This window comes from Acinetobacter ihumii, assembly GCF_900625095.1.
Taxonomy (GTDB): Bacteria; Pseudomonadota; Gammaproteobacteria; order Pseudomonadales; family Moraxellaceae; genus Acinetobacter; species Acinetobacter ihumii.
Genome location: NZ_LR130760.1, coordinates 3,067,355 through 3,090,459 on the forward strand (window position 1 = coordinate 3,067,355; position 23,105 = coordinate 3,090,459).

Here is a 23,105-nt window from a genome sequence, read left to right on the forward strand (position 1 = left end):
AGTTATAGCATATTCTATTGTAATTCGACGTTAAAACTTGTCGATTGATTACTTTCTGTTGTGTCGAATATGTTTAATCAGATATCTGGCTGCCATTCCCAACTTACTTTCACGACTCCAAACCAAATCAATAAAATAATCAAACTTTGGAGAAAAATCCAAAAGATGTAGCACTTTTAATTGTTGTTCAAGTTTTGGGTTTTCTTTAAACATTTCCAGCGGCAGCACACCCCAGCCCAGATTGCGTGTGATCATCATGCATGCAGAATGATGGTTGTCTGTTCGCCAATAATTTTTTGAAAATAACAGTTCGGGCTTAATGCGATTGTCACGACTGGCAACCACAATTTGTCGTTCCTGTAGCAAATCTTCAAATTTGACATATTGCATAGAGGCAAGAGGATGACTTCGTGCAACCACTGGAATCAGAGATTCTTGTTTGATCTCGACAAATTGCTCCCGGTAATCCAGACGTTCACGTTCAAACATCCATGCCAGTTGCGCGCGTTGATCTAGCAACATGGCGAGTGCATCTTCCTGTGGTGCGGAAACAATATTGATTTGTAAACTTGGAAATTGTTCTGCCAATAAACTGACATAGTCTGTCCAGTTGGTATTGAGTAATTCTGATGCGATGACGATATTTAAAGTAGACTCAAGCCCTGAGCTGAGCGCGTAGGCTTGTTGTTTCCATTGATTCATCTCAATGAGTAATTCAGATGTTTTTTCATATAATATTTGGGCTTCAGGCGTTGCAACAGGTTCACGTCCTTTGCGTTCAAATAAGCTTAAATTAAGGTCAATTTCCAGATTGGCAATGGACATGCTGACTGCCGAAGGAACTTTGCCCAATTTTCTAGCGGCAGCAGAAAAGGAGCCTGTTTCCATCACAGTTTTGAAAATGGTCAGTTGTTCTTGATTAATATTCATCTATCAAAACTATTGAAAGAACCTGATTGGATTTATCAAGATTATAAAAATAAAATGGACTCACTTCAAACAAAAAGAGTGTTTTAAAATGTTGATTTCCAAAAGACGAATTGTTCATGCTTTGAGCTATGAAGTGATTCTATTGGTCATCATAGCAATTGCTTTAAGTTTTATTTTTGATGTTCCAATGGAAGTCACTGGCTCGCTCGGTATAGCCATGGCGGTTACTTCTGTAGTATGGAATATGATTTTTAACCATTTTTTTGAGAAATTTGAGCGAAAATATCAGCTGAAAAGAACGGTTAAAGTGCGTATTCTCCATGCGATTGGTTTTGAGGGAGGCTTAATGCTTGCCACGATTCCAATGGTTGCCTATGCCATGAACATGACTTTATGGCAGGCTATTGTTGTCGACTTCGGTTTGACCATGTGTATTTTGGTTTATACCTTTATTTTCCAATGGTGTTATGACAGCATCGAAAATAAAATGGGATATACACCAGAATATAAATAGAGAAATGTATATTCTGCGGTTGTTCAAAGAGCAAAGCCAGTTATTGAAACGATAACTGGCTTTTCATGCTCAGGTTTCAAAAATATAAGAGAACACAACAGAGCATCACAATTTCATAATTCTGGCATTGAACCTTTATTTTAGAATAAACAGATAAATGCATAAGATTGCCATTATAGCTCATCTAAACATGCTAGGGCGTTTAGAAAGGCAGGCAATTATGTGCATGATATTTTGTATTTCAGGTGATTAAATTGAAAAAAGTTGCATTGGGACTGGTATTGAGTCTGGGTATTTTCTCCTCAGGTTGTCAAAGTTTGCCGACCACATTGACGGCAAAATTAATGGATAACCAGCAAACGCGTGAAAATGTTAAATATCTTGAACAGTATGCGAATCAGCAGATTCAGCAAAAGCTGATTGTAAAAACAGATCTAAACTATGGCGATCAAAGCAGTCAAAGACTGGATCTGATTTATCCTGAAAAATTACAGTTCCAAAAACTACCTGTGGTCTTTTTGGTGCATGGTGGTGGCTGGGTAGCAGGCAATAAAGGAGGCATGTTGCCTTATGCAAAACTCATTGCAGATCAGGGCTTTTTGGTGGTTAATGTCGAATATAGTTTAGTTCCCAAAGCAGCTTATCCTGAGCAAGTCCTCGAATTAAATCAGGCTATTAATTATGTCATGCAGCATCAAAATGAGTTGCCTCTTGATCCAACACGTATTTTCTTAAGTGGGGATTCTGCTGGAGCAAATATCAGCAGTAGCTATGTGGCTGCATTAAATGCACCAGAAATGGCACAACAACTGAAATTAAATCCTTCGATCTCGGCGAAGCAAGTTCAGGGTATGGTGTTGCATAGTGGGGTATATGATCTTAAAGCACTATATCACTCAAGTGCTCAGGCAGGGAGAATTGTGGCGTGGGGGGCACAAGGTGTCATCGCACAATATAGTGGTCAACAGCAACCTACAGACCAGCAACTCGATTTAATGTCAGCTTATCCTTGGCTCAATTCTAAATTTCCGCCAGTTTATATCAGTGCCACAGAAGTAGATGTGTTGACCAAAACTCAGACCCAACCTTTTATTAAGAAATTGCAAGAACTGGGTGTGCCTGTAACTGCTCAAGTCTATAACAAAGATTATCAGGAACAGATTAATCATGATTTTAATTTTAATATGAGATTTAAAGCAAGCCATGATGTATTTAAGCAGTCCATTGAGTTTTTAAAACAGCATTCGCATTAATAAATAATCAGAGCAATCCTGATTTTTTAACGCGTAAAAAAACAGCACTTATTTAAGTGCTGTTTTTTTGGGGCTTGACTAAAGAATTACTTTTCTACAATCGCAACTACACCTTGACCACCTGCGGCACAGATAGAGACTAAAATACGACCTGAACCTTTTTGATTCAGGATTTTAGCCGCAGTTGCAAGAATACGACCACCAGTTGCCGCAAATGGATGACCCGCAGCCAAAGAAGAACCATGAATGTTTAGTTTAGAACGATCAATTGAACCCAAAGGTGCATCCAGACCTAGACGCTCTTTACAGAATTTTGGATCTTCCCAAGCTTTAAGGGTAGAAAGCACTTGTGAAGCAAAGGCTTCATGAATTTCATAGTAGTCAAAATCTTGAAGTTTAAGACCAGCACGCTCAAGCATACGCGGAACCGCATAAGCAGGCGCCATTAACAAGCCTTCTTTTTTGCCAACAAAGTCAACCGCAGCAGTTTCAGAGAAACTTAAGTAAGCCAATACTTCGTGACCATTGGCTTTTGCCCATTCTTCAGATGCTAAAAGCACAACAGAGGCACCATCTGTCAACGGGGTTGAGTTACCCGCAGTCATGGTTGCATTTTCGCCTTTACCAAATACAGGTTTAAGCTTAGAAAGTTTCTCAACCGATGAATCTGGGCGTAAATTGTTATCGCGCTCAAGACCCATAAATGGTGTGATTAAGTCATCAAAGAAACCTTCATCGTAGGCTTTTGCCATTTTTTGATGTGAAGATGCCGCAAGTTCATCTTGTTCTTCACGACCAATGTTCCATTCAAGCGCAGTAATCGCAGCATGATCGCCCATGGCTAAACCTGTACGAGGTTCACCATTTTTCGGAGCGTCCATTAATTCTTTTAAATTAATTTTGGTTAATGCTTTTAAACGGTCTTTACCAGTTTTTGCGATGTTAAGCTCAAGTAGCGCTTTACGTAAACCATCACCAAAAGCAATCGGGGCATCAGAAGTGGTATCTACACCACCTGCGATACCGACTTCAATTTGACCCAATGCAATTTTGTTTGCGACAGCAAAAGCTGCCTGTAAACCTGTACCACAAGCTTGCTGGATATCATAAGCAGGTGTTTCTGGTGCAAGAGCTGTACTCAATACACATTCACGTGTCATGTTAAAGTCACGGCTGTGTTTAAGCACTGCACCTGCAACCACTTCACCCAAACGTTGACCTTGTAAGCTATAGCGTTCAACCAGACCATTAAGTGCAGCAGTCAGCATGTCCATGTTTGACGCTTTAAAATATGCACCATTTGAACGTGCAAATGGAATACGGTTACCACCAATAATGGCGACACGACGAATAGAATTTTGACTCATGTTTTTATCCTGTTGAACAGAAGGTTGAGCTTTGGTTGAAGATGACGCTTTCGCAGTCGAAGTTTTTGAAGCCGTAGTTGCCGCAGCCTTCGAACGCGTCGTGGTACGCGTGCGTGGTGTTTTGGCTGGCGTAGCAGGGGTGGCTTGAGCTGTAGCAGACGTTGTACTTTTTTTAGTGCGCGGTGTACGCTTTGATGTATTTGACACAACGTCAGAAGCTGGATTATTTGCTGCTGACTGTTCTTGCGAATGGTCTTGAGTTGTTTTGCTCATAAGGCTTTTCCAAGCGTGTTTATGATATTCTTGAGATGTACATTAACATAATTAAAATAGACCCGAATTGACTGGAATGACATTCTAGAGTGCATTCAGGTCAAGACATATCAAGAGTAACTCAAGTATTATTTTATTCAAATCCATGAACCTATCTGTTCACAACTTTGCAACAAAGCACATGAACAGCACCAATCTAGCTAGGTTTATATATAAACATTTTTTGCATGAGAGATAATAAAGATGACTGATCAATACCAGGCATTTACCCAATCACCACTTGGCAAGTTTGTCGTAAAAAATTTAGGTTTACCATCACCTGTCAGTTTAGATCGTTTTGAAAGTGCAGAACCTGTGATTCATGGTGCTGTACTACTTGGTGCTGCGCCATCAAGTACATTGTCAGGTGCTATTGCACAAGTGCTCAGCAACATTCATGCGGACAGCTATGCAGGTAATAACAGCGAATTACAACAAACTGCGGCAAAAGTTGGCTTAAACTTACGCGCTTTTAATTCAGGCGATAAAGAGTCTAAGTTTAAAGCGGTTGTGTTTGATGCATCTGGTATTCAAAACTCAGAACAGTTAAATGAACTGTATAAATTCTTCAATCCAGTTGCGCGTCAAATTCAGAGTTCTGGTCGCGTGATTGTAGTTGGTACAAGCCCTGAATCTGCAAAAACAGTGAAACAAGCCATTGCACAACGTGCACTTGAAGGCTTCGTAAAATCAGTCGGTAAAGAGTTTAAAAAAGGCATTACTGCTCAAGTGGTCTATGTAGATGAAGGCGCTGCGGATAATTTGGAATCGACTTTACGTTTCTTATTGTCTCCACGTTCAGCATATGTCTCAGGTCAAGTGATTCGTGTATCAAAAGCAGACGTAGTGAAAGTAGATTGGGCTCAACCATTGGCAGGTAAAACAGCGTTAGTGACGGGTGCAAGTCGTGGTATTGGTGAAGCGATTGCACATGTATTGGCACGTGATGGCGCGCATGTCATTTGTCTGGATGTGCCACAACAACAAGCTGATCTGGATCGTGTTGCATCAGAAATTGGTGGTTCTGCTTTAGGATTAGATATTACTGCGGCAGATGCAGGAGAGAAAATTAAAGCAGCGGCTGCAAAGCAGGGCGGTTTAGATATTATTGTACATAACGCGGGTATTACTCGTGACAAAACTTTGGCGAATATGAAGCCTGAGCTTTGGGATCTCGTTATTAACATTAACTTGTCTGCGGCTGAACGTATTAACGATTATTTGCTTGAAAATAATGGTTTAAATGCCAATGGTCGTATTGTTTGCGTTTCTTCAATCAGTGGTATTGCCGGTAACTTGGGTCAAACCAACTATGCTGCATCTAAAGCGGGTGTCATTGGTCTGGTGAAATTTACCGCGCCAATATTGAAAAATGGCATCACGATTAATGCGGTTGCACCTGGTTTCATTGAAACGCAAATGACGGCTGCCATTCCATTTGCGATTCGTGAAGCTGGTCGTCGTATGAACTCCATGAATCAGGGCGGTTTACCTGTAGATGTTGCCGAAACGATTGCATGGTATGCATCAACTGCATCGACGGGTCTAAATGGTAACGTAGTTCGTGTTTGTGGACAAAGCCTATTAGGTGCATAATGCTTAAGCCTAGTCTGGGTTTTGTTTAGAAGACCGTCATATTAACTCTCTCTTTAGCTTTAAGGAGAGGGTATCCTCATAATTTTAAATCAATAAAAAACGAATCAGGTTTATCATGAATACACGCCATTTTAGCCAACTGCCTAAACCTTATCTGGCTTATCCGAAAGTCATTCAAGGTTTAGTCTTTAAAAAACCAAAAGGTCCTAAAGTTTTGCCACAGGTTGACTATGTGGTGGATTCATTTCAGGTCGATCAAAAACATTTGCAAGCTTATAATGAAATTTGTGGTTTTAAAAATGATGGCTTTATTCCTGCAATTTATTTAGCGGTGCTGTCTCAAAGTTTGCAAATGCATATGATGACGACTGAGGCATTTCCGTTTGCAATTTTAGGTTTGGTGCATATTCGTAATCAAATTAAACAAACCCGTAAAATTGCAGTGAATGAAACTTTAAGTTTGTCTTGTAAATTCGGTGAACTCAAACCACATGACAAAGGCGTTCAGTTTGATTTCATTACCACTGCAAAAGTCGGTAATGATGTCGTGATGGAAGGTGTGACCACCTATTTAGCTCGTCAAAAAGTTGAACAAAAGTCTGTTGAAAAACCGAAAGAAACCAAAACACCTGATTATCAGTTACAACAGGTTTGGGACGTTGCTGAAAATACAGGCCGTCGTTATGCCATGACATCGGGCGATTTTAACTTGATTCATATTCATGCAGTGACTGCAAAAGCATTTGGTTTTAAGCAAGCCATAGCGCATGGCATGTGGAGTAAAGCCAAAGCATTGGCAAACTTGCCACTTCCAGAAGCGTATGCAGCAGATGTCTGGTTTAAGCTTCCGATGTATTTGCCGTCTAAAGTAGAGTTTTTAACTGCTCAGGATGCCAAAGATACAGACTTTTTAATTCGTAATGAAAAGTCGAAAAAACCGCATGTGTCGGGTACTGTTAGCGCATTGTAAAATACAACACTTGAAAAGCCCGATTCGTCGGGCTTTTTACATACAATTATAAATAAGGAATGATCAATGAATGCAGTAACGGAAATTTTATTTGCAGATAAACATAATTATCAAGGTTGGGTTGATCCGCATTTTACTGACTTGGCAACACAATTTAGTCGCTTGCAGGATGCACGTACTGAACAGGGTGGTGCAGCTTTAGCGGTATATTTTCAGGGTCAAAAAGTTGTTGATATTTATACAGGTAAAAAATCACTGACCGAATCATGGTCTGAAGATACGCTTTCGGTGTGTTATTCAACTGGCAAAGGCGTATTAGCAACGTTGGCACATATCTTGGTCAGTGAAGGCTTGCTTGAATATGATGTACCAATTGCACATTATTGGTCTGAATTTGCCCAAAACCATAAAAAAGCAATCACACTTCGGCATATTTTGAGTCATCAAAGTGGTTTGTATGATATTCGCAATCTCATTAATGATGCACGTGAAATGCTAGACTGGTCACATATGTTAGACGTATTTGCACAGGCGACGCCACGCTTTGCAGTGAATCAAGCAAATGCTTATCAGGCATTGACATTTGGCTGGTTGGTTGGCGGTACGCTGGAAAAAGCAACCGGACGTAGTTTGACCGATTTAATGCGAGTCTACTTGGTTGAACCCTTGCAATTAGACGGGGCTTATTTTGGCACGCCAAGTTCTGAGTTATCGCGTGTGGCGAGACTTATTCAGAAATCAAAAACAGTGCAAAGTCCACGAGCGTTGAGCCTGCCGAAAGCAGCAAAGACACATAAACCATCTTTGGCAGATAAATTAGTCACGTGGACTGGACAAAATCCTCAAGATTTTCAAGATGCCATGATTCCAAAAGGCATGAAAAATTTTAGTTTTTTTAGTGATGAAGGTTTGCAAGCGATTATTCCAGCAGCGAATGGAACTTTTACTGCAAATAGCCTAAGTAAAATATATGCCATGCTTGCCAATGGTGGACAATGGGAAGGAAAAACCTTGATTAAGCCTAAAGTTTTTCAGCAGCTTAACCATATTCAAAACTATGCAAGAGATAAAGTCATGCCAATCCCAATGAATTGGCGCTTGGGCTATCATCGTGTTTTAACTATGGGTAAACGTGCCAAACATGGCTTTGGACACATGGGTTACAATGGTTCTGGTGCATGGTGTGATCCAGATCGAAATTTAAGCTTTGCTTATACCCATAATTTTAAAATCGGTTCTATTACGGGTGACTATCGTTTATGGGGACTGACTCAGGAAACTTTACGTTGTGCAGATCAGGTTTTAAAAGGGCGTAAGGGTTGGTTTTAATTTAAGTCATCTGTATGTGCAGGAATGTGATAAGTGATCTGAATATATTTGAGTTGTTGTTTGACATGGCTGATGCTTCCACCCAAACCTTCTGCAAGTTTTCGGCTGGCAAAATTTTGTTCTGCTACAGGATAAACAAAATAATCAGCCTCACAGTTTAAAACTGCCCAATCATAAATCGACTTCAATGCTTCTTTGGCATAGCCCTTGGCGTGCTCATCTTCACGTATCCATAAACCAAATTCAGGCATTTGGGTATGGATACGGTGAATGCCAATTAAGCCAATAAATTTTTGAGAACTTTTATCTCGTAGCACAAAATGTTGATTTGTGCCTTGAGTTTGAGCATGTATCCAGCTTCTACCAATCGACTCAAATTCCGCAAAAGATTTTGCTGGCTCCCAAGACATAAATCGAGTCAAACTTAACGTAATGCATGGATAAATATCAGGACAATCCTGTAACTTAAAGATTTCTATATTGAGTCTATGAGTAGCAAGCATAGTGAAATTTATATATATATTAAAAGAATTTAATCATCATATATAAATAATAATCATTTTCAAATATAAAGTTAAATTGAATTCATTAATTCCATTCTAATCATGCTTTCAACATGATATTTGAAGGCATTTTCATTTAAGCCTTTTAAGCCTAGTTGATAAATACCTTCTAAACCACAGACAAAAGCAATCAGACGCCATGCAATATTCTGGCTAGAGTTTGGCGGGACAATTTTAAATGCTTGCTGCACCACACCCAATTCTAAGACTTTAACTAAAGCCTCGTGCCATCGCTCCATGGTGATGTTATAGGCTTTTTTCATTTCAATATCCTGTTGAATCAAAATCTCAGCTTCATTCCAGAGTCGTAAATAAGGCTGAGTTTGTTCGATATTTTCAGATCCAAGCAATAACAATAAGCGTTCTAAACAACTAGTTGTATTAATTTGTGCTTCGACTTCATTCAATTGATCCATCAATTCAATAAATACTTCTGCCTTAAGATGCGACGCAGACTCAAAATGATGGTGTACCTGACCTGTAGAGACCTGAGCTTCGGTTGCGATGCGTCGTACAGTCAGTCCATTTAAACCCTCAAGCAATGCAATGCGTTTTGCAGCTTCTAAAATCATGGTGCGACGTTGTTCACGATTTAAATAATTCATGGATTTGAACGAAACAAAATTTACAGAAAGATATTAAACAAAGTTGGACGTTTGTTCAAGTCTGAGTATAATGAGCTTAATTTGAACAAGTGTCCAACTTTAATTTGGGTGGGTTATGTACCGTAAATGGGTGATTCTAGCGATCATCGTGCTAATTTATTTACCTGTATCGATTGATGCGACTGTGCTTCATGTCGCGATTCCGACCTTAAGTGCAGATTTATCTTTGTCAGGCAATGAAATGCTCTGGGTCATTGATATCTATTCATTGATTATGGCAGGTCTGATTTTACCTATGGGCGCATTAGGTGATCGTATTGGCTTTAAACGGCTGATGCTTATTGGAGCTACAATTTTTGGATTAGCATCTTTGGCGGCTGCATTTTCACATTCAGCTTATATGCTGATTGCTGCCCGAGCCTTTTTAGGTCTGGGTGCTGCAATGATTTTACCTGCAACATTGGCAGGGGTGCGTAATACCTTCTTGGATGAAAAACAACGTAATTATGCATTAGGTGTCTGGGGAACTGTCGGCGGGGGTGGAGCAGCATTTGGCCCACTTTTAGGCGGTTTTATTCTTGAACATTTTTCTTGGGGAACTGTATTTTTAATTAATATTCCAATCATTATTCTGGTGCTTATTTTAACTCTATGGCTGATGCCCAAACAGCAAGTACATACTAAACAGCCGTTGAATCTGTTTCAGGCATTGGTGTTGGTCAGTGCGATTTTAATGCTGATTTATGCTGTAAAAACTTCCATGTATGGTTTTAATACAGGGTTGCTGGTCATGTTTTTGGCCGGATGTGCTTTATTGGTTGGCTTTGTTCGTCATCAGTTAAACAGTGCAATACCCATGATTGATTTTAGCTTGTTTAAACATCCTGTGATCTCGACCAGTATTATTATGGCAATGGTCGCCATGATTGCTTTAGTGGGCTTTGAATTACTCTTGTCACAGGAGCTACAATTCGTCTATGGCTACACACCTTTACAAGCTGGTCTATTCATTTTGCCATTTATGATTGCAATTAGTATTGGTGGACCTTTTGCCAGCTTACTTATGAATCGTTATGGATTAAGACCTGTGGCAACAATTGGCATGTTCATGTGTGCGATAAGTTTTTTTGGCATGGCTATGACCAATTTTGACACGCAGCATATTCAGGCGTGGAGCTGGATGGTGGTGATGGGGATTAGTGTCGAGATTGCTTTACTGTCATCCACCGCAGCTATTATGTCTTCGGTCGCTGCAAATAAAGCCACCGCAGCAGGCGCGATTGAAGGAATGGCCTATGAGTTGGGGGCAGGTCTGGGGATTGCCATTTTTGGATTACTCTTGTCATTCTTCTATGCGCAGTCCATGGTGTTACCTATGGGTTTACCTCAAGATATGGCGGTGTTTGCAACTTCATCAATTGGGGAAGCTGTACAAATGGCACAGCAACTTGAACCTGCTATGCAACAGCCCTTGTTGCAAGCAGCAGCAGATGCATTTACCCATTCACATGCAAAAGTTCTGGGGATCGCAGGCGGCTTGTTTTTAATTCTTTCAGGATTTGTATGGTGGGCTTTGCCTCCAAAACTCAATACTCAGGTTGAACATCAGAATGTGTAAGTCAAAATGCATAGAGACGGAGCTTAAAAAAGTGATTCACTTTAAAGCGATCCTGTAATGCGATTAAGCTTATGCGTTCACTATCAGTCAAAAAAACAGTATGCTTATGCAAGCAATATGCAGATAGGCTTAAAAATATGCCTATGTGTATTCTCAAGGAGCATTCATGTATCAAGTTTTGGCAAGAAAATACCGTCCTCGTAACTTTATTGAGTTGGTCGGGCAAAACCATGTATCACGAGCACTCACCAGTGCCCTTGAGCGTGGTCGTTTGCATCATGCCTACTTGTTTACAGGAACGCGCGGTGTCGGTAAAACCACGATTGCACGTATTTTAGCCAAATGCTTAAACTGTGAAACAGGAGTGACCTCAACACCGTGTGAAGTTTGTCCTACCTGCCGCGCCGTGAATGAAGGGCGTTTTATTGATTTGATTGAAATTGATGCGGCATCACGAACCAAAGTAGAAGATACGCGGGAGTTGCTGGACAATGTTCCTTATGCACCCACACAGGGACGGTTTAAGGTTTATCTGATTGACGAAGTGCATATGTTGTCGACGCATTCATTTAATGCCTTGCTCAAAACGCTGGAAGAACCACCTGAACATGTGAAGTTTTTATTTGCCACCACTGATCCGCAAAAGCTTCCAATTACCGTGATTTCTCGTTGTTTGCAATTTACCTTACGTCCTTTGGCTGTCGATGAAATTACGCAACATTTGACTGCTATTTTAACTAAAGAACAGATCAATGCAGATCAAGATGCAATTTGGCAAATTGCTGAATCGGCACAGGGTTCTTTGCGTGATGCTCTATCTTTGACCGATCAGGCAATTGCTTATGGTCAGGGCGAGGTACATCATCAAGATGTCAAAGAAATGTTGGGCTTGATTGACCGCACCATTATTTATGATTTGATCCTAGCGATTCATCAAAATCAGCAAGCAAAGGTCAGTCAGTTGCTTTTACAATTTCGTCAACAGGCACTGGATGTTTCACTGGTTTTGGATCAATTGATTTCAACCTTACATGAGTTGGCGTTGCTACAATATCTGCCTGAATTGGCTTTAAAATACAGCCAAGAAATTAATCAAAAAATTGTGGCATTGTCGAAAATTGTTTCGGCTCAGGATTTACAACTTTATTATCAGATTGCCTGTAAAGGTCGTGAAGAGTTACAGCTTGCCGTGACACAGGAACAAGGTTTTGAGATGTGTGTGTTACGTCTTTTGGCTTTTCGACCTTTGGCAAGAGATGAAGTCATTACCGACCAAGCTTCTTTCAATGAAGGCACGATTGATCAAGTCTCTACACATCACGCTAGCAGCCATGGAACGACGACTCAACACATTGTTGAGCGTTCAATGCAATCCGAAGCTAAATCTGGCGTGATATCCACTCAATCTTTGGTTGTTTCTGAATCCGAAGACGTATCAATTCAACCCCTTGAGCAAACAGAATTGGCCCAAGAAGTTCTACTTTCAGATCCTGAGATATCATCAATTTCAGATACTCAAGTATCATCTGAAATTGTAGAGGAGTTTGATAATTTTGAAGAACCTGCTCAATTGGTGGCACTCGATCATGAAGCTTTAGAAACTTCACCAGAACCCGTGTTAAATGATTCAGAAAGTGTCATCGTGTTTGATGCCAATTCTGAACAATTGATTGGTTTTGAGACGCCTGAATCGACCTCAGCATTTTCGCTTGATGATATCCAAACTTTTCCTGTAGATGAATCTGTGCCTGCATCTTCTTTTGATCAATCGCATTCGAACATGGATGTTGCTGCTCAAGGAAGTGAGGGGGCGGATATTAGCCTAGATGCAGCAGAACCTGATTTATTTGTAGCAGAATTACCTAAAACATCTGAAAAGTCTGTAGATCTAAATCAAGCTGAAACAGCTTCACCATTAGAAACTGTAGCATTAACACAAATACATGTTGACGCTGTTCAAGCAGATCTAAAACCTGAAAATCATGTTTTGATGCCACAAGATATTCTTAAACTGTCAGAACAAGTATTGGAAGGTGCATGGACGCTGGAAAAATGGGAGTTCTGGTTTAGAAATAGTCCACTTTCGCCTGCGGTACAAGAACTGGCGCAATATGGTCTTATGTCGGGTCAAATTGATGGGGCTTGTAAATTTACCATTCCGAAACAATACGAAAGAATGCTGTCGCAACTTCAACATGCACTTGAGTCTGAAATTAAATCTCAATGGCCAAATACCCAGTTTGATGTGCAATATGCTGAAATTGATGGAACAACACCATACCATCAGCAAGTTGAACGTAAGCAGAAGGCCTTTCAACGCGCAGAGCAATTACTGAATGAAGACCCAGTGATCAAAAATTTGCTCAATACCTTTGATGGGGAATTGCAGAACATTCAGTTGAAAGGATGAATCAAATATTCAGCCTTTCACAATGACTAATCTGTTGATTTTAATTGATAAGGAGTTAATAACTGCTTCATATCTTCTGAAATTGGGGTGCTTTTTCGCGTTTCACGCTCTACAAAAACATGAACAAAATGTCCTTGTGCAGAAGGCTGAATGTGATGTTGTTTAAAAATTGCTAACTCATACCTTAAAGATGAGCGACCTATTTTCCCAATGGCCACCCCAACTTCAATCATTTCTGGAAAAGAAAGTTCCTGAAAAAAACTACAGGCTGAATCAACCACAAGTCCAATGATCGGAGAGTGGTGAATATCAAAACCAGCATGCTGGATTAAGAGTGAATTGGCGGCTGTGTCAAAGTAACTATAATAAGTGACATTGTTGACATGCCCATAAATATCATTGTCTGCCCATCGGGTTTGAATATTTAAAAAGAATTGAAATTGATCTCGTGTACGCGCGAGTGGTTTTAAACTTTCCGATTTCATGCGTAAATTGCCTCATAAATGTGTAGCGCAGCTTGCTCTGTCATTTCTCGGGGATTATTTTGTAAAAGACGAGTTTGCAACATGGCATCTTGAGCAAGTGTGGTAAGACTCTCTTTAGGTACATTTAAATTTTGCAGTTTTAATACCAAACCACTTTCATCCAGATGGTTTTGCATATGATCAATAAATAAATCGCATAGACCGTCTGAGCATCCGTTGCTACGTGGGTCGAGCCATTGCATGAGTTCTGCATATAAATGCTTTGCATGTGGTGCATTAAATTTGAGAACTTCTACTAAAACCAATGCATTGGTATGACCATGAGAAAGATGAAAATGTCCACCTAAAGGATATGCCAAAGCATGTACAGCTCCGACTGGTGCATTGGCAAAAGCTTGCCCAGCGAGCATGGAACCCAATAACATATTTTGCCGCGCTTCCAGATCTGTCGCATTTTTTAGAACTTTAGCCAGATTGTCATTGAGCAAACGCAGGGCATTTTTGGCCAACATGTCTGCATAAAAATTTTTCTTAATTTTAGAAGTATAAGCTTCTATCGCATGAACCATCGCATCGATACCTGTGGCAGCGGTAATGTGTGCAGGTAAGTCTTGAGTAAAATTGGCGTCTAATATCGCAAAATCTGCATATAAAACAGGCGAAACAATGCCAGTTTTTGTGGTTTCTCCTGTAGTGACAATAGAAATAGGCGTGACTTCAGAACCTGTTCCTGCGGTTGTCGGCACTAAAATTAAGGGAAGTTTAGGACCCTTCGCAAGATTGACACCGTACATCTCGGCAATTGTCTGTTTTTGTTGAGGATGTGCCAGTAAGGCAATAATTTTGGCAACATCCATGGAGCTACCACCACCAAAGCCTAAAATTGCATCGACTTTTTCTTTTTTTGCGAACTCAGCAGCATCCAGCACAATATGTTCAGGCGGGTCTGCCTGTATATTCGAATATATTGCATAAGCAATGTTTAAACGCTCTAAAATCTCAATAATAGGTAGATGCAGTTGATGCTGTACCATCCCTGTATCTGTCACGATGAGAAGTTTACGATAATGACCATCCGGAATAATATTTTTGAGTTCCTGTATCGAGCCAAGACCTGAAATAATGCTGGATGCTGTCTGAAATTGAAATTGGCTCATCATTATTTCCTTATTTTTCATCATAAATCGAACATTTCTGTCGATATCTTCTATAGGATTCTGCTTTTAAATAACTTAACATAAGACACCTGAAAATAAAGCACCTTCGAGGTTTATATGTCATCACAGTCACCTTACAAGGTGCTATGTGTCTGTTTGGGGAATATTTGTCGTTCGCCCACAGCAGAGGTTATCCTTCGACATTTTTGTGATGCTCAACAACTTGATGTGCTGGTGGACTCAGCAGGTACGAGTAATTATCATCCTAATAAGGCTCCTGATTCACGAAGTCAACGACATGCCAAAAAACGGGGCTACGATTTATCTTCACTTCGTGCGCGCCAATTAACTATAGACGACTTTAGCGAGTTTGATCTTATTTTGGCGATGGATCAGGAAAACTTGAATGATATTCAGGCATTACAAAAACGAGCTTTAGCCCAAGCGACTCTCCAGCCACTCAAAGCACACATTGCGCTTATGAGCGAACATGATCCTGTTTATACACGGCAAGCCCTGCCTGATCCTTATTATGGTGAAGCTGAAGACTTTGAGCGTGTTTTGGATCAATGTGAATCCAGTGCAAAAGCTTGGGTCGAACTATTTAAACAGCAAGCTCTAAACAACAAGCTTTAATCAACAGATCATGACTGCTAATTAATCAAATGAGTTTTCCTGTGATTCAAATTGAAAAAAACGTTCAGCTTCAATCTTTTAATACTTTAAATTTAAACGCGATCGCTTCGGAATATGTCAAGATTTATTCCATTGAAGATTTAATCGCAGCGATTGATTATGCCAAACAGCAACAACTTCATATATTGATTCTATCGGGTGGAAGCAATATGTTGTTGCCTGAGCATATCGAGGCATTGGTATTGCATATACACATTCAGGGTATTGATGTTCTGGAGGATACTTCGGAAGCAGTCAAAATCAAGGTCGGTGGCGGCGAAGTCTGGCATGATTTTGTTTTAATGACGACTGAGCGGGGCTGGTACGGCTTGCAAAATCTCGCACTGATTCCGGGGCGAGTGGGTGCATCACCTGTACAAAATATTGGGGCGTATGGCGTCGAAGTGGGTGAGTTTATTGAGTCCGTGCAAGTCTATGATCGGCAAGAACAGTGCACCAAAGATATTGCTGCTATTGATTGTCAGTTTGCTTATCGGGATAGTATTTTCAAACGTGATCCAAATCGTTATATCATTACGCATGTCACGTTCCGTTTGTTCAAGAAAGCTCAACTTAAATTGAATTATGGTGATTTAAAAGCGGCTGTAGGGGATGACTTAACACCTGAAAATCTTCAACGACAAGTTATCCAGATTCGTCAAAATAAACTGCCAGATCCAAAAGAGTATCCAAATGTTGGTAGTTTTTTTAAAAATCCTGTGATTGACCAATCAGATTTTGATCAATTACTTACAAAATATCCGCACATTCCACATTATCCTCAAGCACAAGGCTACGTTAAAATTGCAGCAGGCTGGCTGATTGAACAAGCGGGTTGGAAAGGAAAGACATTAGGTTCTGTGGGAATGTTTGAAAGACAGGCATTGGTATTAGTCAATTATTCTTGTGCAAATCTGTCCGATGTTCAGCAGACTTATCAAGCCGTACAAAATGATGTAAAACAAAAGTTTAGTATTTTACTTGAACCAGAGCCTGTGTTGTTTGATCGGACAGGTCTTATTCGTTCACATTCGGAATAATGATTTATGGCAAAAACACATTGGATGATTCGATTGGTACGTATAGTCGGAGTACTATTCATACTGCTCGCATGTCTCGTGGTGTTTATTTATACGCCGTATTATTCCAAAATGATTGTTCGGGCACTGAATTATTTTGTTCCTGTTGAAGTAAATCAGCTTGCAGCCAAAAGCCAACAGCAAGCAGCTTTGAGTGAACATGATAATTTAGAACCGGGTTCGAAATTATGGATTGCACGTCAAGCCTATCTGAATTTGATGGAGCAGGTGTTGGATGCAAAAGATCCCGACGCCTTAACTTTACTTCAAACCCGATATAAGCTTTTGCAGGAACAGATTTTAGCGCAACAAAAACAAGAAGAAACCGACGAGCAGGACAAACCAGCCGTGCCATTACTTAAAGCTTCCGTGTCTGAACCTGAGGAAACTTCAGCAACTAGTGAAGCTCAATCGGGTGAAAATCCAAAGCTATTCATGGAATTAAATAGCACTGAAAATAAAGCATTAATGCAGCAATACCTTGAGTTCCTTAAAAATCATCCTGTTCCTGCTGAGCATGAGCATGTAATTAATCAACAGACGACACAAGATATTGCCTATGTTAAACAAAATCAGAATGATGAAAAGCTTAGTCATCACAGCAAACCATATGCGATTGTAGTATTGGGCGGAGGTTTAACCTTAGCTGAAAATAGAAAAGACATCGTGGTTAATCCTTATACCCGTTTAAGACTTGAGAAAACGCTGGAATTACATCGTCAAAATCATTTACCAATTGTGTTAAGTGGTGTTGAAGCCCCATATATGCAAAAATGGTTGAAAGTACGTGGGGTAGATGCCAAGTTGCTTGAAAATAGAAGTATGAATACCTGTGAAAACACAAGATTTAGTTCATTGCTTTTACAAAAGAAAGGGGGGGCACCCACAGTGATGTTAGTCACCGATGTGTATCATATGCCTAGAACCCGTCGTTTATTTGCACTCAATGGAATTGAGACGATTCCTGTCGTTGCTCCGATGCCAACACAATTGACCCAATGGCAACCGAGTCAGCAAAACTATGATCATAGCCGCCGTGCCAATTACGAATTATTGGCGACGATACGAGATGTACTTTTTGGCTCTAGCGGCTGTCGCGAGGTTCCTTAAATGTCCGAGATTCCTTTTTTAAATCCCAATGTGCTTCAACAACTGGATTTACCCATTCCAAGCCGTGACCTGACGCCAAAAGTCTTACAACCGCTTAATCTCAACCATGCTTTTGAACCAAACAGAGAGCTTTTGGCATACCGAAAACTCTATGCGCTGGATTTGCTAGACTGTGAACAATGGCAGGGATATATCCAGATTCCTTTATTTAAACTGCATGTACAAGTTTTTAAGCCTCATCAAAAACCTGTAGGAACAGTGTGTTTGTTGCATGGTTATCTGGAACATAGTGGGATTTACCAGCCGATTATTCGAGAAATTCTTGAACAAGGCTTTAGTGTCATTACTTATGATTTACCGGGACATGGTTTAAGTGATGGATCACCAGCCAGCATTCAAAATTTTGATCATTACCAACAAGTGCTAAAAGCGGTTTACCAGTATGTTAAACATGCCAGTCAGCTTCCAAAACCGTGGCTGGGAATAGGTCAAAGTACAGGTGGTGCAATCTGGATGCATCATTTACTTGAATATGCAGAAAAACGACAAGACCCGATTGTTGATCGAGTGCTTTTGCTATCGCCGCTGATTCGTCCAGCCAAAACAGCATGGTGGCATAACTCCGTCGGTTTAGGCATTATTAAACGGATTAAACGTCAAGTTCCGCGTCATTTTAGACGGAATAATCATAATCCGGAGTTTCTGCGTTTTATTCGACTCAAAGATCCACTACAACCGCGTATGATGGGAATGGACTGGATCTTAGCCATGTCCAAATGGATGTTTGAAATGGAACAGCGTCCGCCATGTCGAATTCCGGTATGGCTGGCACAGGGAGCATTGGATCAGACTGTCGACTGGCGATATAACATCGAATTTATTCGCCGTAAATTCCGCTTACAAACCCTGCTTATGCTCGAAGAAGGTTCACATCAACTGATCAATGAACGTGCTGATATCCGTGCGGCATTAACAGGCCTCATTCCTGCATTTTTGCATGCCCGCCCTAAACATTATTATTATTGATCAAGTGCAATCGTGATGAAATCTAATGTTCAATAAGCTTTCTAATTTATTTAAATCAGGTCAATCTTCTGCTGAACAGCAGTATATGCAACAGCATCAGATTCAGTTTGTGCAAGACACAGGTTATATCGTTGATGGGATTGTGATGAATGATTTGTCCGAGCGACTTGAGTATTTTTCAAATCGTAAATTGTCCAGTTTTAATGACCTGGAACAGCTTTATTTAAGATCAATGCTGATCAATGAAAAAATTGATCTGGAAATTGCAACGGGACGTTATGTGGCTCGTTTAGGAAATAATCAACAGAATTTGCAACAATTCAAACATTTGATAGAAAAGCTGAATCAATATTATCGTGAATTTAAACGAGCCAAATAATCATTACCTTGCTTGGATAAACCACAACATAAATCAGCTTAGGTCGCAGCGCATCATGCTACTATAGCGGTTATGTTTTTTATCTAAACACATTCAATGTTCCAACAAGAAATCTCTCAACTTAAATTACAGCAATTAAAAGCAGGCGAAAAACGCTGGATTGGGTCAATATTGGGCTCTTCAGGCGCGTTACTCTTTAAAGAAATTGCGGATCAATGTGCATCTTTATTGGTGATTGTGGCAAGAAATAACCAGCACTTAGCTCAGTTAGAAAGCGAACTTGAATTTTATGGCATTAAACCGACCATTTTCCCTGACTGGGAAATTTTGCCTTACGATCGCTTATCGCCACATCAGGATATTGTGTCTGAGCGTCTTGCGATTTTATCCAATATGCCACAAAAAGGTATTCTGCTCATTTCAGCTGCTACACTGGCTCAACGGGTGGCACCTGTTTCATGGATATTGGGCGAACATTTTGATATTCGGGTGGGACAGAAGTTTGATCTGGAAAAAGAAAGGTTAAGACTCATTCAGGCAGGCTATCATCTGGTCGATACGGTTTATGATCATGGTGAATTTGCAGTGCGTGGCAGCATTATGGATATTTTTGCCTCAGGACAAGCACAACCGATTCGGGTAGATCTATTTGATGATGAAATTGACACGCTTAAATTTTTCGATCCAGAAACACAGCGAACCACTGAAAGTCTGACTCAATTTACGGTTTTGCCAGCAAAAGAATTTCCTTTAAAAGAAGGTCGTTCGATTTTTCGTGATCGTTATGCAGAAAGTTTTCCGACTGCTAATCCAAAGAAAAATCCGATTTATCAAGATGTATTAGATGGAATCTCATCGCCCGGTGTGGAATTTTACCTGCCGTTATTTTTTGAAAAGGAGGCGATGCAAGCTCAAAGTGCATTGACTTCTTACTTACCTAAAAATTGCATTGTCATTACAAATTCTGATATTGATGAAAATTTAACCCAATTCTGGAAGGATGTAATGCAGCGCTTTGAGAGTCGTAGGCATAACATTGATCAGCCGATTTTAGCACCCGAAGATTTATTTCTTATGCCCAATATGGTGCTCGAGCGTCTAAATCACTTTCCACGAATTTTAGCCAGTGCCGCACCCATAGAAGTGCGTGCAGGTGTAATCAATCTCGATGCTTTACAGCCACCAAAACTCCCTGTGGATGCCAAGAAAGAGCATCCATTTGAAAGTGTTAAAAAGTACATTGATGAGTCAAATCATCCTGTACTTTTAGTGGCTGAAAGCGCAGGTCGCCGTGAAAGTTTAAAAGATTCATTGCGTTCAAGTCTGGGTGACATTCCAAATGTAGAAGGCTTTACAGACTTTTTAAAACAACAATATGCGATTGCGATTACCAATGCACCCTTAGATCGTGGTTTGCTTATCCGTGATCAGCTTTCGGTGATTTCAGAAAATCAACTGTATGAGCATCGTGTTGTTCAACGTCGTCGTAAACGTCAGCAGGAAGTATCAGAAGAGTTTCTGATTCGAAGTTTAACTGAACTCAGCATTGGTGCACCTGTGGTGCATATTGACCACGGCGTTGGGCGTTACGCTGGACTGATTACATTGGCGATTGATGGGCAGGATCATGAGTTTTTACAACTTGATTATGCCGAAGGCGCAAAAGTTTATGTGCCTGTGACCAATCTGCATTTGATCAGCCGTTATAGTGGCGGAGACCCGGATCTTGCGCCATTACATAAACTTGGCACCGATGCATGGAGTAAAGCAAAACGTAAGGCCTTGGAACAAATTCATGATGTTGCTGCCGAGTTATTACACATCCAAGCGCGTCGCCAATCCAAACCGGGTTTTGCTTTTGAATTGGATCAAAGTTTGTATATGCAATTTGCTAGTGGTTTTGCCTATGAAGAAACGCTGGATCAGGCCAATGCCATTGAAGCTAGCATCCACGATATGCAACTGGCAAAACCGATGGATCGTCTGGTCTGTGGCGATGTCGGGTTTGGTAAAACTGAAGTGGCGATGCGCGCCGCATTTGTGGCTGTTCAAAATAATAAACAGGTTGCGGTGTTAGTTCCTACTACGCTTTTGGCACAGCAGCATTATGAATCCTTTAAAGATCGTTTTGCAGACTGGCCAGTACGAATTGAAGTGTTATCGCGTTTTGGTTCAAACAAAACCCATCAAAAGAATATTGAAGATTTAATTGAGGGTAAAGTCGATATTGTGGTGGGTACACATAAATTACTTCAGGAAAATGTCCTTTTCAAAAATCTGGGCTTAATGATTGTCGATGAAGAACATCGTTTTGGAGTAAGAGACAAAGAGCGAATAAAGGCCTTACGTGCTGATGTCGATATGCTGACTTTAACCGCAACGCCCATTCCGCGTACTTTAAATATGGCATTCTCAGGGATGCGAGATTTATCGATTATTGCGACACCACCTGCGCGTCGTTTGGCAGTCAAAACCTTTGTACAGGAACATACCGATGAATCTGTCAAAGAAGCCATTTTGCGTGAATTATTGCGTGGTGGGCAGGTGTATTTTCTACACAATGAGGTCGACACGATAGAACGCACAGCTGAAAATATTCGTCATCTCGTACCCGAAGCGCGTGTCGCGGTTGCTCATGGGCAGATGCGTGAACGTGAACTCGAACAGGTCATGCAGCAGTTTTACCATAAAGAATTTAACGTACTGGTGTGTTCAACCATTATTGAAACGGGTATTGATGTTCCGAATGCCAATACCATTATTATTGAACGTGCTGACAAACTTGGACTGGCACAGCTTCATCAATTACGCGGGCGGGTCGGACGTTCACACCATCAGGCGTATGCCTATTTATTGGTGCCATCGATTAAACATTTAAAAGGTGATGCTGAAAAACGTCTGGATGCGATTCAACGTGCTTCTACTTTGGGTGCTGGTTTTATGCTGGCAACCGAAGATTTGGAAATTCGTGGGGCTGGCGAATTACTTGGAGAGCAGCAAAGTGGTTCGATGCAAGCGATTGGTTATAGTTTGTATATGGAAATGCTGGAAAAAGCCACCAAAGCGATTCAAAAGGGTAAAACCCCGAATTTTGATGCGCCTTTGTCACTGACCGCCGAAATTAACCTGCATATGCCAGCACTGATTCCAGATGATTATCTGGGTGATGTACATCAGCGTTTATTATTTTATAAGCGCATCAGTAATACCGATACGCAGGAAAAGCTGGACAACATTCGTATGGAGTTGATTGATCGCTTTGGTACATTGCCACAAGCAGTGAAACAACTGTTCAGTGTGCATCAGGTGCGTCTTAAAGCAGAGCATTTAGGCATTACCAAAATTGATGTCACTGCAAACGGAGGCTATATTGAATTTTCTCCAGATACTCCAGTACAGGCCATCAGTATTATCCAATTGATGCAAAAAAATCCTACCCATTATCGAATGGAGGGTGGTCAACGGCTTAAATTGACCGTGCAACTTCAGGAATATGACAAACGCATCCAATTTGTTCAGGACTTACTGACTAAACTTATGAATGAGTTGAACTAGAACTTGCGCCTGTTTTTAAAGTTGAAATAACGACAAGTTTGCTCAATGATTGTGATGAAAATGAGCTGATTTTCATCACAATTTTTAGTTTTTCTACACTTGTCATTTTTGCAAGTCTGATTTGTTTGAAAACTCATCTTATAAGCATGAATAAGTGAATAAAATCATTGTT

The 23,105-nt window shown here is 40.5% G+C and carries 19 protein-coding genes; 13 read left to right on the forward strand and 6 right to left on the reverse strand.

All coding sequences use genetic code 11. The annotated features are described in order from the left end of the window. Window positions 1-48: 48 nt before the first annotated feature. Complete coding sequence (locus E0D95_RS14395; protein WP_130804714.1) at window positions 49-930, reverse strand: HTH-type transcriptional regulator AceR; 882 nt, start codon at window positions 928-930, stop codon at window positions 49-51. Between the two features lie 88 nt (window positions 931-1,018). On the opposite strand from E0D95_RS14395, the gene aceI reads away from it, so the two are divergent. Both aceI and E0D95_RS14405 read left to right on the forward strand, forming a co-directional pair. Continuing rightward, window positions 1,019-1,444, forward strand: a complete 426-nt coding sequence (aceI, locus tag E0D95_RS14400; RefSeq protein ID WP_130804716.1) for a chlorhexidine efflux PACE transporter AceI — start codon at window positions 1,019-1,021, stop codon at window positions 1,442-1,444. Between the two features lie 245 nt (window positions 1,445-1,689). After that, the gene (locus tag E0D95_RS14405) at window positions 1,690-2,697 is read left to right on the forward strand and encodes an alpha/beta hydrolase (RefSeq protein WP_130804718.1); all 1,008 of its coding nucleotides are present in this window, start codon (window positions 1,690-1,692) and stop codon (window positions 2,695-2,697) included. 86 nt (window positions 2,698-2,783) lie between these two features. On the opposite strand, the gene E0D95_RS14410 is transcribed toward E0D95_RS14405, so the two are convergent. Then, entirely contained in the window at window positions 2,784-4,337 is a 1,554-nt protein-coding gene (locus E0D95_RS14410; protein WP_130804720.1) for an acetyl-CoA C-acetyltransferase, read from the reverse strand. A gap of 243 nt (window positions 4,338-4,580) precedes the next feature. Between E0D95_RS14410 and E0D95_RS14415 the strand changes: the two genes are divergently transcribed. The 3 genes from E0D95_RS14415 (at window position 4,581) to E0D95_RS14425 (ending at window position 8,271) form a co-directional block, all read left to right on the forward strand. Continuing rightward, window positions 4,581-5,972 (forward strand): 3-oxoacyl-ACP reductase, encoded by a 1,392-nt coding sequence (locus E0D95_RS14415; protein WP_130804721.1) that lies wholly within the window; start codon window positions 4,581-4,583, stop codon window positions 5,970-5,972. 115 nt (window positions 5,973-6,087) lie between these two features. Then, complete coding sequence (locus tag E0D95_RS14420; RefSeq protein ID WP_130804723.1) at window positions 6,088-6,942, forward strand: MaoC family dehydratase; 855 nt, start codon at window positions 6,088-6,090, stop codon at window positions 6,940-6,942. A 66-nt stretch (window positions 6,943-7,008) separates the two neighbouring features. Next, window positions 7,009-8,271, forward strand: a complete 1,263-nt coding sequence (locus E0D95_RS14425) for a serine hydrolase domain-containing protein (RefSeq protein ID WP_130804724.1) — start codon at window positions 7,009-7,011, stop codon at window positions 8,269-8,271. On the opposite strand, the gene E0D95_RS14430 is transcribed toward E0D95_RS14425, so the two are convergent. After that, window positions 8,268-8,774: a GNAT family N-acetyltransferase gene (locus E0D95_RS14430; protein WP_130804725.1), complete on the reverse strand. Its 507-nt coding sequence runs from the start codon at window positions 8,772-8,774 to the stop codon at window positions 8,268-8,270. The two genes, E0D95_RS14425 and E0D95_RS14430, sit on opposite strands and share 4 nt — an antisense overlap. A gap of 71 nt (window positions 8,775-8,845) precedes the next feature. Then, on the reverse strand, window positions 8,846-9,439 hold the full coding sequence (locus tag E0D95_RS14435) for a TetR family transcriptional regulator (protein ID WP_130804726.1): 594 nt from the start codon (window positions 9,437-9,439) through the stop codon (window positions 8,846-8,848). 115 nt (window positions 9,440-9,554) lie between these two features. Between E0D95_RS14435 and E0D95_RS14440 the strand changes: the two genes are divergently transcribed. Both E0D95_RS14440 and dnaX read left to right on the forward strand, forming a co-directional pair. Continuing rightward, window positions 9,555-11,057 (forward strand): SmvA family efflux MFS transporter, encoded by a 1,503-nt coding sequence (locus E0D95_RS14440; RefSeq protein WP_130804727.1) that lies wholly within the window; start codon window positions 9,555-9,557, stop codon window positions 11,055-11,057. A 166-nt stretch (window positions 11,058-11,223) separates the two neighbouring features. Then, the gene (gene dnaX / locus E0D95_RS14445; RefSeq protein ID WP_130804728.1) at window positions 11,224-13,467 is read left to right on the forward strand and encodes a DNA polymerase III subunit gamma/tau; all 2,244 of its coding nucleotides are present in this window, start codon (window positions 11,224-11,226) and stop codon (window positions 13,465-13,467) included. Between the two features lie 26 nt (window positions 13,468-13,493). Here the strand turns inward: dnaX and E0D95_RS14450 are convergent, their stop codons facing one another. Next, window positions 13,494-13,952 (reverse strand): acyl-CoA thioesterase, encoded by a 459-nt coding sequence (locus E0D95_RS14450; protein WP_130804729.1) that lies wholly within the window; start codon window positions 13,950-13,952, stop codon window positions 13,494-13,496. After that, window positions 13,949-15,109 (reverse strand): iron-containing alcohol dehydrogenase, encoded by a 1,161-nt coding sequence (locus E0D95_RS14455; protein WP_130804730.1) that lies wholly within the window; start codon window positions 15,107-15,109, stop codon window positions 13,949-13,951. The genes E0D95_RS14450 and E0D95_RS14455 overlap by 4 nt, the downstream gene beginning before the upstream one ends. Window positions 15,110-15,226: 117 nt before the next feature. Between E0D95_RS14455 and E0D95_RS14460 the strand changes: the two genes are divergently transcribed. The 6 genes from E0D95_RS14460 to mfd all read left to right on the forward strand — a co-directional run bounded on the left by E0D95_RS14460 (window position 15,227) and on the right by mfd (window position 22,933). Further along, entirely contained in the window at window positions 15,227-15,745 is a 519-nt protein-coding gene (locus tag E0D95_RS14460; protein ID WP_130804731.1) for a low molecular weight protein-tyrosine-phosphatase, read from the forward strand. 44 nt (window positions 15,746-15,789) lie between these two features. Continuing rightward, window positions 15,790-16,824: a UDP-N-acetylmuramate dehydrogenase gene (gene murB / locus E0D95_RS14465; RefSeq protein WP_171478595.1), complete on the forward strand. Its 1,035-nt coding sequence runs from the start codon at window positions 15,790-15,792 to the stop codon at window positions 16,822-16,824. A 6-nt stretch (window positions 16,825-16,830) separates the two neighbouring features. Next, window positions 16,831-17,973: a YdcF family protein gene (locus tag E0D95_RS14470; protein WP_130804733.1), complete on the forward strand. Its 1,143-nt coding sequence runs from the start codon at window positions 16,831-16,833 to the stop codon at window positions 17,971-17,973. After that, on the forward strand, window positions 17,974-18,999 hold the full coding sequence (locus E0D95_RS14475; RefSeq protein ID WP_130804734.1) for an alpha/beta hydrolase: 1,026 nt from the start codon (window positions 17,974-17,976) through the stop codon (window positions 18,997-18,999). Window positions 19,000-19,024: 25 nt separating this feature from the next. After that, the gene (locus E0D95_RS14480; RefSeq protein ID WP_130804735.1) at window positions 19,025-19,378 is read left to right on the forward strand and encodes a hypothetical protein; all 354 of its coding nucleotides are present in this window, start codon (window positions 19,025-19,027) and stop codon (window positions 19,376-19,378) included. A 96-nt stretch (window positions 19,379-19,474) separates the two neighbouring features. After that, window positions 19,475-22,933: a transcription-repair coupling factor gene (gene mfd, locus E0D95_RS14485; protein WP_130804736.1), complete on the forward strand. Its 3,459-nt coding sequence runs from the start codon at window positions 19,475-19,477 to the stop codon at window positions 22,931-22,933. Window positions 22,934-23,105: the final 172 nt, after the last annotated feature.